Raw genomic sequence first — 14,257 nt, 5'->3', positions numbered from 1 at the left:
CGGAAAGTCATAGACCTCTTGGTCTTAATCATGCCCCCCGAGAGAGGCCAGATCGGATAGGTCAGGCAGGTCCCCAACCGTTTCGAGCGCAGGAAGATCGCCAATCCCCGCCCCGGCCTCCCCGGGATCAAGAGGGGGCAGGTCAGGCAGGTCTGGCAATGCAGTCAAGTCACCACCACCCGCCCCAGCCAGGCCGGGCGCGGCAGGCAAGCCCTCCAGCGCAGGCTGTTCCGACTTCTGGGGAAACAGCCCGGGATCTGACGAGAGGTTCCCAGCGGACAAGGCATTGTGCGGGTCCGGCGCATCCGGTTCGGACGCAGAGAGGTTGATCCGCAAGGCCCTGTGCCCCGCCTTGCCGCCGAGAGCACCGTGGCACACCTTTTCACCCAGAATATCCTCCAGCTGGATCTGCATGATCATTTTAGACGGAATTGGGAGCAGGCTTCCAACCTCCAGCGCGGTGATCTGAGACAGGGGCATTTCCAACCGGTGCAACACAGCCTCCAGTCGGGTTTCAGCCCCCTGCACAACCTCTGCCAGCGCGCCATCTTCTTCGGCATCCCCCGCTGTGGGGGCAGGTGCGCTTTGCGGTGGCTCAAACGGAAACATCAGCCAGATGCGCCCCTGTTTGGCACCTTTTTCCATATCCAGATGCACGTCAAACAGACGATAGGGAATGTCCTCCATCGTCATTTGAATTGCTCGCGCATTTTCGAGCGGCATCACATATTTGAACCCTTGCCAATTGGTGGCGCCGGGCAACCCTGCGTCTTCGCCTTCCGCGTGGAACGCGCGCAGAATATCGTCAATCAGATCCGCACACATGACCGCATCCGTGCGCGTTGGCACCCGCTCGGCCGCAGGATTTGGCACCACCCGCCCGGTGGTCTGCTTTTCGATCACCCCCGCAAGGGCCTGGGCATCAAACAGGACCAGCCCCATCTGGTTCTTGGGACCTTGCAAAAGGGTCACGAGGGCGTTTTCCGGCAGCTCCTCCACCAGTGTCGACAGAACAAGGCGCCGCATTTCGACCGATTGCGCAAAAACCTCTAGCGCAACCGAGGTCTCACAGGCCCGCGCCAGCGCCAGCTTCAAAGCAAGCTCTGGCGTCATGCGACCGATTTCCGGCGGGGGTCGCCCTTCGCCAGCCAGTCGCCGCTTTACGTTTTTCTGGTCCGCGTCACTCATCACATCTGCCTGTTCATCCTGCCCCAAGATGGCCCAAACAGGGTTTACAAATCGTTGAGATCAGGAAGACATCCGCAAAAAAGAACAGGCGGAACTTGGGGCGGAACTTGGGGCAACCCTGCATCTGTCCGTGTCAGGTCACCAGCGGCAGCGATACCCGGAAGGCCGCTCCTCCCTGCCCCGGAAGGTAGGTCAGCGTCCCCCCCAGCTTGTCCATGATTTCGCGGCAGATCGCGAGCCCAAGACCGGCGCCCCCGGCCGCCCTCTGATCAGACAGCCGAAAGAATTTCTCAAAAATCATCGCCTGGCTTTCCGCAGGAATTCCGGTCCCGTTGTCAATGAAATCAACGCGAAGCACCCCTGGCCGCTGGCTGACATGGATCTTTAACCGTGCGACGGATGCGTCACAATATTTGGCCGCATTGGTGATGAGATTGATAAAGACCTGAGCCAGCCGGTCCGTGTCGGTATAAAGATCAATCTGCTCCCCTTCCTCCCAGCGGCGAATGGTAAATTTATCTCTGGAAATGGAGCTTGTTGCCGCTACGGCGCGATCCAGGACCTGCTTGAGGCTTTCATGCTGCGGATTGAGCTGCACCTGCCCGTTTTCCAGCACGCTGAGGTCCAGGAGGTCATCGAGAAGCCGGGTCAGGCGCACCGCTTCACCATGGATGATCGACGCATATTTCTCATGCGCCTCGGCATCCAGATCCCCCATGCGCAGGATCTCTGAAAAGGCACGGATCGAGGTCATCGGGGTGCGCAGCTCATGACTGATCTGGCTAAGGAAGGCATCTTTCTGGATCGACAGCTGGGTCAGTTTTTCGTTGACCTCAGACAGTCGGCGCGCCGTCGTGGTCAATTCGCTTTGCTTGGCTTCCAGTTGCGAAGAATATTCCAGCATCTGTTGCGTTTCATCGGCAACAGCCATCAGATCTTCCACCGAAACGGAGGCCCCGCCAACAATCTGACCGACCATGGCATGTGCCGTCGCGGCCCCAACGGACCCGGACAGTTCGCGCTCCAACTGAGCAATGAAATCTGGTGTTGTATCAGGCAGATAGCCATCTTTCCCCTGCCGCGCGGCGACATTCTGGAACAGCACTTGCGCTTCATCCGGCCCCATGATCCGTTGCGCCATGATCAGCAGATCTTCGGCTTCTGCCCCGCCACGGGTCCAGCTCGGAGCATGTTCAGAATGATCGAACACATTGACAAACTGCGCGCCCTGAAGGCGCTCAAGCGGCGAGGGAAATGACAGCAGGGAAACGGTGACAAACGCGCTGGCATTGATCAGCATCGACCAGAAAAACGCATGAACAACAGGATCCAGACCACCCAGGCCAAACAGGGCGCGCGGACGCAGCCATTCAATTCCCCACGGCCCATCCACCAGCATTTTTGCACTCATCAGACCTGCTTCTCCGAAGCTGGGAATGAACAGCGTATAGGCCCAGACGCCAAAGCCCGCGATCAGCCCGACCGCCGCCCCGTTGCGCGATGCCCCACGCCACAGGATGCCACCCAACAGTGCGGGCAGAACCTGGGCAACACCGGCGAAGGAGATCAGACCGATTGAGGCCAGTGCCTCCCCTCCTCCAGAGAAGTGGTAGTAGAAATATCCCAGCAACAGGACCGCCCCGATTGACAGGCGGCGCGCTGACAGGACCAGATGGCGCACATCGCCGGACACGGTGGCCTCATCCACCCGGCGGGCGGCCAACCAGATCGGCATGACAATATGGTTGGAGACCATGGTTGAAAGGGCAATTGACGCGACAATCACCATCGAGGTGGCCGAGCTGAACCCGCCCAAAAATGACAGCATCGCCAGTCCTTGCTGATCGAAATGCAGCGGCAGGGTCAGCACAAACAGATCCGGGTTCGACCCTTCAGGCAGCACGGTCAGCCCAACGGCGGCAACCGGCAACACAAAAAGGCTCATTAACATCAGATAGGTCGGAAAGGCCCATGAGGCGGTGGAGAGCTGGTTTTCATCAACATTTTCGACCACCAGAACCTGAAACATACGTGGCAGCGTCAGGAAAGCGGCCGCAGACAGAAAGGTCAGACCGGTCCAGCGCCCCGCACTGATATTCCACGCGGCAATCGGGCTTTCTGAAATGGTTTGAGCAATCTCCCCGACGCCACCTGCCACACCCCAGACGACAAAAATCCCGACCGCCAGAAGGGCCACGAATTTCACGATTGCTTCAACCGCAATGGCCGTGACCACCCCGTTGTGACGTTCATTTGCGTCAAGGTTTCTGGTGCCAAACAGAATGGTGAAAAGCGCAAGCCCGATTGCCACCCAAAGCGCGGTGGCGGTGTGATCCACCCGCTCCAGCACCGCTTGCCCCAGCGCGGCCTCATGTTCGGCAAACACGGCAAACGAAAGCGTAACGGATTGAAGTTGAAGGGCAATATACGGCGTTGTCCCAACCACGGCCAGCAAGGTGACCAAAACGCCCAGCCCGTTGGACTTACCATATCGCGACGAAATCAGGTCCGCGATTGAGGTCACTCTCTGCGCGCGCCCAATCCGCACCAGCTTGCGTAATATGCCCCACCAGCCAATCATCACCAATGTGGGGCCGAGATAGATCGTGACAAACTCCAATCCAGAACGCGCCGCATAGCCCACGGCACCGTAAAACGTCCAGGCGGTACAATAGACCGACAGGGACAAGGTGTAGATCATCGGATTGCGCAGCCAGCTGGCGCCCCCGTGGCGCGCCCGGCGATCCGCGCCAAAGGCCACGGCAAACAGGAACACCACATAAAGCAGGCAGACCAGAACCAGAATATTGAAGGGCAAAGCCATCACGATGACCTTGTTCGCGAGGCGGATCCCGTGTCCGTTCCGCCCTCGTCACCCCGCCCCGCGGCCGGGCCCCGCCCAACGCCGCGCGACAGGATTGCGGTCACGATGATCAACATGCACCAGGCGCCAAACAGATAGGCCAGCCAGCCCACCGTATCATTGCGCCCCTGACCTGCGGACAGCAAAGGCAGGAAAAACAACACGATCCCGAACAGGGGCACCACCCGCGCCGCATCTGACACCCGACGTCGGCGATAATTCTGTCGGGCCAGGAACAAAGGTTCACGCCGTAGGCTCATTCTGCCCCTCAGTCACCGGCAATCTGTCGTAACGTTTCCAGCACCTCGGCATTTGAAAACGGCTTGGTCATGAACTTGCTGACCCCCAGGCGTTCTGCCAGTTCACGGTCATTTTTCTGACCACGCGCAGTCAGCATCAACACGGGAATATCCCTGGTCGCGGGATCCGCACGCAGGTCCTGCAGGATGTCATAGCCAGAGCGCCCGGGCAGCATCACATCCAGAACCAATACATCCGGGTTGATCCGCTGCACGGTCTCCACGGCGGTTTCTCCGTTGGAATGGGTGCTGACGGTCCAGCCATCGCGGCTTAGGATAAAGCTGATCGCCTCGATGATATTGGGTTCGTCTTCGATCAACAGAACCTGACGCGACAACCGGGCTGTGCGGCCTTGCTCTCTCGCCGCCTGATCTGCATTTCGATCCGTCAAATTTGTCATTCGTCCTCCCCGACTGACGATACATGCCGCCTGCCGCCCCTGACTATGTGAAAATCCGGGCCATATGTCAAAACGGATGTTCTGTACGGGCGGGTATGGCAGAGGATTTCCTGCCCCGCAGCGCTCAACCTGACAGAATCGACGGTTCGCGGCGTGAGGCACAGCCTTCACGGGCGCAGACCCGACAGGAGGACCCAGCAAGAATTGGGTTCTCTGCAGGTGGTGCGACATCATCCTCGGGCAAAATCAACATCGTGACCTCGTTGCGTGGTGGCACATCAAACTGCGGCACACCAACCGGCTGAGAGATTGCAAGGCACCTGAAGCGGCGCGCATTCCGTCCGCCCATATCCAGCAGGGCTGAAACCGGCTCTCCCGGTCGCGACAATGCATGATAAAGCGGCCAAAGCGGGCATCCGGCGCCAAATCGCGGCAGGGCAAACCCACTGACCGGCTTTCGAAAAGTGATCGCCCCTGCCCCATCACAAATCAGCAAACCGGAGCTTTTCGCACCGCCTTCCGCTTCAGGCAAGGCAGCGACACGGCGCAGGATCCTGTCGATCGGCTGGGCAAAATGCGCGGCAAGAGCAGAAATATCCCCCGCGGACCGCTCCCATTGCTCCGTAAACTGTGCCATCGGGAGCAGCTGCGCATCCTCGACATAGCGTTCGAGCCAGCTCCGGGTCAGCAAGCGCGCTTCATCGCTTTGAAGATGCTCTGATGTTTCAATCAGTGTTGTGATCTGCGCCCCAAGATCCGTTTTCTCCCCTTCCAGCGACGCAAACACCCACTGATGCGCGGCAAAAAAGGCCGTCATCTCTTCCTGCGGAACCAGGGGTGTGGTCTCCTGATCTGCCCCGGCATCAAGGTAATCCACCAAACCCTGCGCCGAGGCCGACAGGCGACGACTTTCCTCTCGCATGTTGCGCAGGAAACGGGATTGCCATTCCGGGTCAATATCCGCGTTGTCGGACAGGATCGACGCGGTGGAGCGAATGGCGGTAACGGTTGAAATGACTTCATGCAGGCTGGCGGCAAGTTGCGGGTCATGGGTCAGACGGTCGGTCAGTGCCTCGGCGGTATGCTCAAGCGCCTCGATCCGGCGGTGCTGGGCGGAAATCAACGCGGTCCAGCCCGGAAAGCGCCCGGCCAGATCCTCAACCTTGTCAAGTTCCGCCGCGGCCTGCGGCAGGCGCACCGCCGCGTCCTTCAGACGGCCGACCAATGCGTCCTCGGCCCCCTCAGTCAGCTGCACCGGATCAACAGCAAGCGCACGTGCCAGATTGTTCAGAAGCTTGCCGCCGATTCTGCGCCGATTGTGTTCGATCAGATTGAGATAAGCGGCGGAAATTCCGACCTCACGCGCCAAGGCAGCCTGCTTTTGCCCCAGATATAGACGTCTTTCGCGGATACGGCTGCCGGTCAGGCGGGATTGCGGCATGGGTTTTCCTAGTATTATGAACCACTTTCTGCATATGCGGGAAAATGTTTTTACATATTTCGCAACCGCACAGTTCATAGCTTAACAAATAAATCCTTATTTAAAAAGCACTTGTTGATTGGTTTTCAGGTCCACCCTTAAACTGAACACGTTCTGTAAATAAGGAACACGGGCGCGTGCGGAGGAGGCACAGGCCCAAAATGACCAAACGGGAGGATTACATGTCCAATTCGAATTTCACACGTCGCGGCCTGCTGAAGACCAGCGCCGTTGCCGGTGCTGGCGTTGCGCTGCCGACGATTTTCACGGCCTCGTCGGCCGCCGCCTATACCAACGAACCCACTGGCGGCACCGTGACCCTGGGCTTCAACGTGCCGCAGACCGGCCCCTATGCGGACGAGGGGGCAGACGAACTGCGCGCCTATCAGCTGGCGGTTGAGCATCTGAACGGCGAAGGTGACGGCGGTATGCTGAACACCTTCAGCTCGAAGGCGCTGAAGGGCAACGGTATTCTGGGCAAGAAAGTCGAGTTCGTGACCGGCGACACCCAGACAAAATCGGACGCGGCACGCGCCTCGGCCAAGTCGATGATCGAAAAGGACGGCGCGGTGATGATCACCGGCGGCTCGTCCTCGGGCGTGGCCATCGCCGTTCAGGGGCTGTGCCAGGAAGCAGGCGTGATCTTCATGGCTGGGCTGACCCACTCCAATGACACCACCGGCAAAGACAAGAAGGCCAACGGTTTCCGTCACTTCTTCAACGCCTATATGTCCGGTGCGGCCCTCGCCCCGGTGCTGGCTGCCCGCTATGGCGCGGATCGCAAGGCCTATCACCTGACGGCTGACTACACCTGGGGCTGGACGCAGGAAGCGTCGATCACCGCTGCGACCGAAGCCCTGGGCTGGGAGACCGTGAACGCGGTGAAGACCCCGCTGTCAGCCACCGACTTCTCGTCCTACATCACCCCGGTTCTGCAAACCGATGCAGACGTGCTGGTCCTGAACCACTATGGCGGCAACATGGTGAATTCGCTGACCAACGCGGTGCAGTTTGGTCTGCGTGAGAAGCAGGTGAACGGCAAGAACTTCGAAATTGTCGTGCCGCTGTTCTCGCGTCTGATGGCGCGCGGAGCGGGTGAGAACATCAAGGGGATCCTTGGCTCGACCAACTGGCACTGGTCACTGACCGACGAAGGATCGCAGGCTTTCGTGAAGTCCTTCGGCACCAAATATGGCTTCCCGCCGTCGCAGGCCGCCCACACGGTTTACTGCCAGACCCTGCTTTATGCTGACGCCTGTGAGCGCGCCGGCACCTTCAACCCATGTGGTGTGGGCGAAGCTCTGGAAGGGTTCGAGTTTGACGGGCTGGGCAATGGTAAAACCATCTACCGCGCCGACGATCACCAGTGCTTCAAGGACGTGCTGGTTGTGAAAGGGAAAGACAACCCGACCTCCGAGTTCGACCTTTTGGAAGTTGTGGAAGTCACCCCGGCGGCCCAGGTCACGTATGACCCGGAGCATCCGATGTTTGCAGGCGGCAATCTGGGTACCTGCAACGCAGGCTAACCCACTGTAACCACTCACAATCCACCCCGCGCATTCCCGAATGCGCGGGGCCTTGGGGCCGGGGCGATCACGCAACCGGGCTCGTCACACATACCTATTCGGTGGGGAAAATGGACGGCATTCTTCTTCAGATCCTGAACGGGCTCGACAAGGGCTCGGCCTATGCGATGATCGCACTTGGGCTCACACTCATCTTCGGCACATTGGGGGTCGTGAATTTTGCCCATGGGGCATTGTTCATGATCGGCGCCTTCTGTGCCGTGACCCTGCAACGCATCTTCAGCCTCAGCTTTGAGACACTGGACCCGACCAGGAAGGACTTTCTTGGCAATCCCCTGAAGGTGAAAACCCCCTATGTGGAAAGCTGGTTCGGACCAGAGATGGGGGCATCAATCATCGACTGGTCGGTGCCGTTGGCGATCCTTTTCTCAGTGCCGATCATGCTGTTTGTCGGCTGGGCGATGGAGCGCGGTCTGATCAAGCATTTCTACAAACGCCCCCATGCGGATCAGATCCTTGTGACCTTTGGCCTGGCGATTGTCATGCAGGAGATCATCAAACATTACTACGGCGCCAATCCGATCCCCACTTCTGCGCCTGACGCTTTCAAGGGATCGTTTGATTTTGGCGTAATGCTGGGGTTTGATCCCAATGTGATCATCTACCCCTATTGGCGCCTGGTCTATTTCCTGTTCTCTGCCATCGTGATTTCTGCGGTCTTTGCCTTCCTCAACTTCACCACTTTCGGAATGGTGGTGCGGGCAGGCATGGCTGATCGTCAGACCGTGGGCCTTCTGGGCATCAATATTGACCGGCGTTTCACCATCATGTTCGGCATTGCCGCCGCCGTCGCGGGCCTGGCCGGGGTGATGTATGCGCCCATCAACTCGCCCAATTACCACATGGGCATGGATTTTCTGGTTCTGAGTTTCGTGGTTGTGGTGGTTGGCGGCATGGGCAGCCTGCGCGGCGCCATTGCGGCGGGCTTCCTGCTGGGCATCCTTGAAAGCTTTGCCTCGATGAACTGGATCAAAGATCTGATCCCCGGCATTGACCAGATCATCATCTACCTGGTTGCCATTCTTATTCTGCTCACCCGCCCGCGGGGTCTGATGGGCCGCAAAGGCGTGATGGAGGACTGATACATGCTTGGACTTGATAAACGCGATACCAAATTCCTGCTGATTGTCATCTTCCTGACACTGGCAACCCCGATCCTGCTGCAACCCTTCCCGGAAGGGTCCGCGTTGGCGCAGTTCAACGCGGGCTACCCGGACCTGATGCAGCGCTTTGCAATCTTTGGCATCTTTGCCATCGGCTTTAACATCCTCTTTGGCCTGACCGGCTATCTGAGCTTCGGTCATGCGGCCTTTCTGGGCATCGGCTCCTACTCGGTGGTCTGGATGTATAAGCTCTTGGATTACAATGTGATCTGGGGCCTGCCGCTGGCGGTTATCATGTCGGGGCTGTTTGCGCTCCTGATCGGCTATGTCAGCCTGCGCCGCTCTGGCATCTATTTCTCGATCCTCACACTGGCCTTTGCGCAAATGTCGTTCAACCTGGCCTATTCGGTGCTGACGCCGATCACCAACGGCGAGACCGGCCTTCAGGTTTATACCGATGATCCGCAGATCCTGCAGGCGGCGACTGACCCGACCAGCCCGCATCTGTTTGGCATCGTGATGAACCAATCATCAAAGATCAATGTGGGAGATTGGGTATTCACCTTCAACAATGGCTACTATTTCTGTGCCGTGATTGCGATCATCGCCTTTTACATCTCGCTGCGCATCTTCCGCTCGCCGTTTGGCCTGATGCTGCGCGCAATCAAATCGAACCAGCAGCGCCTGAACTATACAGGCCTCAATGCCCGTCCCTATACGTTGGCTGCCTTTGTGATCTCGGGCATGTATGCGGGGCTTGCGGGCGGCCTGATGGCCTCGATGGACCCGCTGGCGGGCGCCGAGCGGATGCAGTGGACGGCCTCTGGCGAGGTGGTTTTGATGACCATCCTCGGCGGTGTTGGCACCATGATGGGTCCGGTTCTGGGCGCAGGTGTGATCAAATACATGGAGAACATCTTTTCCAAGATCAACGAGCAGGTGCTGCACCAGTGGTTTGGCTGGCTGCCCGATGGGCTGGAAAGCTTTGTGATCTACGTGGCGGAACATTTTGTCGGCTCTGGCTGGCACATGACCTCGGGGGTTCTGTTCATGCTGGTTGTGATCTTCCTGCCCGGCGGACTTGTCGAAGGGGGACAGCGCCTGAAATCCCTGTTCAAGAAAGGTGGGGATGGAGATCAGGACGACCCGGAACATCACCCGAAACATGCGCCCCATGTGGCCGAATAAAAGGAGCCTGACAGATGGGAATTCTTGAAGTCAAAGGTGTAGGCAAACGGTTCGGCGGCCTTCAGGCGCTCGGCGACGTGAACCTGAGTGTGCAGGAACAGACGGTCCATGCGATCATCGGCCCCAATGGGGCAGGCAAGTCAACGCTCTTGAATTGCTTCGTCGGCAAGCTGATCCCGGATACGGGCAGCGTGATGTTCGACGGGCAGTCCCTGTTGGGGCGCACTCCCCATGAAATCACCCAGATGGGGGTCAGCCGCGTGTTCCAGACCCCGGAAATCTTTGGGGATCTGGACGTGATGGAAAACATGCTGATCCCCTGCTTTGCCAAACGGGACGGGGCGTTTCGCCTGCATGCCTTCGAAGGCATCAAAGATGAGAAGGCGCTGATCGAAAAAGCCGAGCAGATGCTCATTGACGTCAATATGATCGACAAGCGCCATATGCAGGCCTCGTCCATGTCGCGTGGCGACAAGCGGCGGCTCGAAATGGCGATGTGCCTGGTGCAGGACCCCAAGCTCCTGCTGCTGGACGAACCCACCGCCGGCATGGCGCGCGCCGACACCAACAACACGATCGACCTTTTGAAAGAGATCAAGGAAAAGCGCGACATCACCATGGCGATCATCGAACACGACATGCATGTGGTGTTCTCTCTCGCCGATCGCATCACCGTTCTGGCCCAGGGCACGCCGCTGGTCGAGGACACGCCGGAAAATATCAGAGACAACCCGAAGGTGCGCGAAGCCTATCTGGGTGAGACACAGCAATAAGGAGCGAAACATGGCTGACTCGTCGATGAATGAGACCTTGCTGAGCGAACAACCCAAGGTGAAACGCAAGGATTTCTCGAAAAACCGCAACCACGCCGCCACCGCGCCTGCTTATTTCTCGGTCTGGGATCTGCACGCCTATTATGGCGAAAGCTATATCGTGCAGGGCATCAGTTTTAATGTGCATGAAGGTGAAATCCTTGCCCTTCTTGGGCGCAACGGGGCGGGCAAAACCTCAACCCTGCGCGCCATCGCACGGATGGATGAACCGATGCTGACCCATGGTGAGATCTGGCTTGATCATCAGCATCTGCATGACCGCAAAAGCTATGAGGCCGCGCAGCTGGGCATGGCGCTGGTGCCCGAAGACCGTTCGATCATCCAGGGTCTGACGGTCGAGGAGAACCTGCAACTGGCACAGATTGCCCCGCCGCTGGGCTGGTCGCTGGATCGGGTCTATGACCTGTTTCCCCGCCTGAAGGAGCGCCGCAAACAAGAAGGCACCACCCTGTCAGGTGGCGAACAGCAAATGCTCGCCATCGCCCGCGCTTTGGTGCGCGATATCAAGGTCTTGTTGCTGGACGAACCATATGAAGGGCTGGCCCCGGTGATCGTGGACGAGATCGAAAAGACGCTTAATATCATCAAGGAACAAGGCATCACCACGGTGATCGTCGAACAAAACGCCGTGCGTGCGCTGCAGCTTGCTGACCGCGCGGTGATCCTGGATACGGGCAGCGTGGTCTATGACGGAAGCGCCGACGAAGTGCTGGAAAACGAAGCCCTGCGCAATGAATACCTCGCGATCTGATGTCGGATACGGCCTGTCAATTCGTCGAGTTCGCGCTGGACAGGGGATGCCTGCTGGTATCCCCTGACAAAACCACACGCTCATGACGACAGGAAAAACCGCAATGACTGACACAACCTATCCCCCCTCCGCCGAATTTGCGGCCAACGCCCTTATCAATGCCGACAAATACCGGGAAATGTATGCTGCCAGCATAAATGACAGCGATGCGTTCTGGCGGGACCATGTCACGCGGCTGGATTGGGCCACGGCTCCGACGGTCATGAAAAATGTGACCTATGCCCATCCGGATGTGTCGATCAAATGGTTTGAAGATGGCGCGTTGAACGTCGCCGCCAATTGCATCGACCGGCACCTGGCCGAGCGGGCAGATCAGACCGCAATCATCTGGGAATCCGATGATCCCAATGTGGACAAGCACATCACCTATCGAGAGTTGCATGAGAACGTCTGCAAACTGGCCAATGTCTACAAAGACCTCGGCGTGGGCAAAGGCGACCGGGTGGTGCTTTACCTGCCGATGATCCCCGAAGCAGCCTATGCGATGCTGGCCTGCGCCCGCATCGGTGCCATACATTCGATTGTTTTTGCCGGGTTTTCCCCGGAGGCACTTGCCTCGCGCGTCGAGGATTGCGGCGCATCCCTGGTGGTCACGGCGGACGAGGCCCCGCGCGGAGGGCGCAACACGCCGTTGAAATCCAACGTGGATGCAGCCCTTGAACACGGCACCCTTGGCAACACCCCGGTTCTGGTGGTCGAACGCACCGGCGGCAACGTGAAAATGGTCGAAGGCCGCGACGTCAGCTATGCGGCGAAGATGGCCGATGCCAGCACCAACTGCCCGGCGGAACCGATGAATGCGGAAGACCCGCTGTTCATCCTCTACACCTCCGGCTCCACCGGCAAACCCAAGGGCGTGCTGCACAGCTCCGGCGGCTATCTCCTATGGGCGGCGATGACCCATGAATATGTGTTCGATTACCACGAGGGTGACATCTATTGGTGCACCGCGGATGTGGGCTGGGTCACCGGCCACAGCTATATCGTCTATGGTCCGCTGGCAAACGGCGCCACCACGCTGATGTTCGAAGGGGTGCCAACCTACCCGGATGCGGGGCGGTTCTGGGCCGTTTGCGAAAAGCACAAGGTCAACCAGTTCTACACTGCCCCCACCGCAATCCGCGCCTTGATGGCACGAGGTAATGAGTTCGTTGAGAAATATGACCTCAGCGATCTGAAAGTGCTGGGCACCGTCGGCGAACCAATCAACCCCGAGGCCTGGAACTGGTATAACGAGGTGGTGGGCAAAGGCCGCTGCCCCATTGTCGACACCTGGTGGCAGACGGAGACCGGCGGTCATCTGCTCACTCCCCTGCCCGGTGCGACCGCCACCAAACCCGGATCGGCCACCACGCCGTTTTTCGGAGTGCAGCCTGTGATCCTCGACCCGCAAACAGGTGAGGAAATTCACGAAACCGAGGCCGAAGGTGTGCTGTGCATGAAAGACAGCTGGCCCGGCCAGATGCGCACCGTTTACGGTGATCACGACCGTTTCGTGGCCACCTATTTCGCCGACTACAAGGGCTATTACTTTACCGGCGACGGCTGCCGTCGTGATGCGGATGGGTATTACTGGATCACCGGTCGTGTGGATGACGTGATCAACGTGTCGGGCCACCGGATGGGCACTGCCGAAGTGGAAAGCGCGCTGGTGGCTCATGCCAAGGTGTCCGAGGCCGCCGTTGTTGGTTTTCCTCATGATATCAAGGGACAAGGCATCTATTGTTACGTCACCTTGATGGATGGAGAAGTCTATAGCGACGCGTTGAAAACCGAATTGCGCAATTGGGTCCGCCAAGAGATCGGCCCGATTGCAAGCCCGGATCACATACAATGGGCCCCCGGCCTGCCAAAGACCCGATCCGGCAAGATCATGCGCCGCATCCTGCGCAAGATTGCCGAAAACGATCACGGCGCGCTGGGGGATACCTCAACGCTTGCCGACCCGTCCGTTGTGGAAGAGCTGATAAGCAATCGCAAGGACGCGTAACCTCACTCCCCGAGAGGGTCCTTCCTGACATTTGGGACCCTCATCTCTCAGCGCCGGTGCTTTTGCATCGGCGCTTTTTTTGCGCATTTTTCCGCGTGTTTCCCGGCTTTCGAAATCGGGAATTGCGCCAAGCTCAGGGAGGGGAAATGGTGGGGTATCAACAATTTGTGAGGGCAAAAAATGTATAAGTCCATTATCATCCTGACCCTGTCCGCGGGCCTTGGCCTGGCCGGGTGTCAGCGTCTTCCCGATGACCAGCAACGCGTCATTGCCACCGGATCAGGGGCCGTCGCAGGCCTGGCACTCGCCGATCTTCTGGGGGCCAACTCCAATTGGAAAGTGGTCGGCACAGTGGCTGGGGCCGTTGCAGGCAACCTGATTGCCAAGAATGCCGAACAGAACCAATGCGCCTATGCGGATGGCAGGGGCGGGTATTACACCGGCGCGTGCTAGACAAAATCGGAGGTCCTGGTCACAGGGCCTCCACCATCCGCGCTGAGACAGCCCTCAGCCAA

12 protein-coding genes are annotated in these 14,257 nt (G+C 58.7%); 7 read left to right on the top strand and 5 right to left on the bottom strand.

Annotated features, from left to right (window positions below):
- Window positions 1-24: 24 nt before the first annotated feature.
- The 5 genes from XMD517_RS00975 to XMD517_RS00955 all read right to left on the bottom strand — a co-directional run bounded on the left by XMD517_RS00975 (window position 25) and on the right by XMD517_RS00955 (window position 6,192).
- Window positions 25-1,188, bottom strand: a complete 1,164-nt coding sequence (locus XMD517_RS00975) for a FliM/FliN family flagellar motor switch protein (RefSeq protein ID WP_173485561.1) — start codon at window positions 1,186-1,188, stop codon at window positions 25-27.
- 133 nt (window positions 1,189-1,321) lie between these two features.
- A complete protein-coding gene (locus XMD517_RS00970; protein ID WP_173488097.1) occupies window positions 1,322-4,006 on the bottom strand; it encodes an ATP-binding protein in 2,685 nt (894 codons plus the stop codon).
- A 5-nt stretch (window positions 4,007-4,011) separates the two neighbouring features.
- The gene (locus XMD517_RS00965) at window positions 4,012-4,311 is read right to left on the bottom strand and encodes a hypothetical protein (protein ID WP_173485560.1); all 300 of its coding nucleotides are present in this window, start codon (window positions 4,309-4,311) and stop codon (window positions 4,012-4,014) included.
- 8 nt (window positions 4,312-4,319) lie between these two features.
- The gene (locus tag XMD517_RS00960; RefSeq protein ID WP_173485631.1) at window positions 4,320-4,688 is read right to left on the bottom strand and encodes a response regulator transcription factor; all 369 of its coding nucleotides are present in this window, start codon (window positions 4,686-4,688) and stop codon (window positions 4,320-4,322) included.
- 187 nt (window positions 4,689-4,875) lie between these two features.
- Window positions 4,876-6,192, bottom strand: a complete 1,317-nt coding sequence (locus XMD517_RS00955; RefSeq protein WP_173485559.1) for a helix-turn-helix transcriptional regulator — start codon at window positions 6,190-6,192, stop codon at window positions 4,876-4,878.
- 221 nt (window positions 6,193-6,413) lie between these two features.
- Between XMD517_RS00955 and XMD517_RS00950 the strand changes: the two genes are divergently transcribed.
- From XMD517_RS00950 to XMD517_RS00920, 7 genes are all read left to right on the top strand, one after another.
- The gene (locus XMD517_RS00950) at window positions 6,414-7,757 is read left to right on the top strand and encodes a substrate-binding protein (protein ID WP_173485630.1); all 1,344 of its coding nucleotides are present in this window, start codon (window positions 6,414-6,416) and stop codon (window positions 7,755-7,757) included.
- A gap of 110 nt (window positions 7,758-7,867) precedes the next feature.
- Entirely contained in the window at window positions 7,868-8,899 is a 1,032-nt protein-coding gene (locus XMD517_RS00945) for a branched-chain amino acid ABC transporter permease (protein ID WP_173485558.1), read from the top strand.
- Between the two features lie 3 nt (window positions 8,900-8,902).
- Window positions 8,903-10,108 carry a branched-chain amino acid ABC transporter permease gene (locus tag XMD517_RS00940; protein ID WP_173485557.1) on the top strand — a complete coding sequence of 402 codons (1,206 nt, stop codon included), beginning with the start codon at window positions 8,903-8,905 and terminating at the stop codon, window positions 10,106-10,108.
- A 14-nt stretch (window positions 10,109-10,122) separates the two neighbouring features.
- Window positions 10,123-10,881, top strand: a complete 759-nt coding sequence (locus XMD517_RS00935) for an ABC transporter ATP-binding protein (protein WP_173485556.1) — start codon at window positions 10,123-10,125, stop codon at window positions 10,879-10,881.
- Window positions 10,882-10,906: 25 nt separating this feature from the next.
- Window positions 10,907-11,692: an ABC transporter ATP-binding protein gene (locus tag XMD517_RS00930; RefSeq protein WP_371732372.1), complete on the top strand. Its 786-nt coding sequence runs from the start codon at window positions 10,907-10,909 to the stop codon at window positions 11,690-11,692.
- Between the two features lie 103 nt (window positions 11,693-11,795).
- On the top strand, window positions 11,796-13,742 hold the full coding sequence (acs, locus tag XMD517_RS00925) for an acetate--CoA ligase (RefSeq protein ID WP_173485554.1): 1,947 nt from the start codon (window positions 11,796-11,798) through the stop codon (window positions 13,740-13,742).
- Window positions 13,743-13,922: 180 nt separating this feature from the next.
- Window positions 13,923-14,195, top strand: a complete 273-nt coding sequence (locus XMD517_RS00920; protein ID WP_173485553.1) for a glycine zipper 2TM domain-containing protein — start codon at window positions 13,923-13,925, stop codon at window positions 14,193-14,195.
- Window positions 14,196-14,257: the final 62 nt, after the last annotated feature.

Source organism: Aliiroseovarius sp. xm-d-517, assembly GCF_013283135.1.
GTDB classification, from domain to species: Bacteria; Pseudomonadota; Alphaproteobacteria; order Rhodobacterales; family Rhodobacteraceae; genus Aliiroseovarius; species Aliiroseovarius crassostreae.
This window is presented reverse-complemented; position numbering and strand designations above follow the sequence as displayed.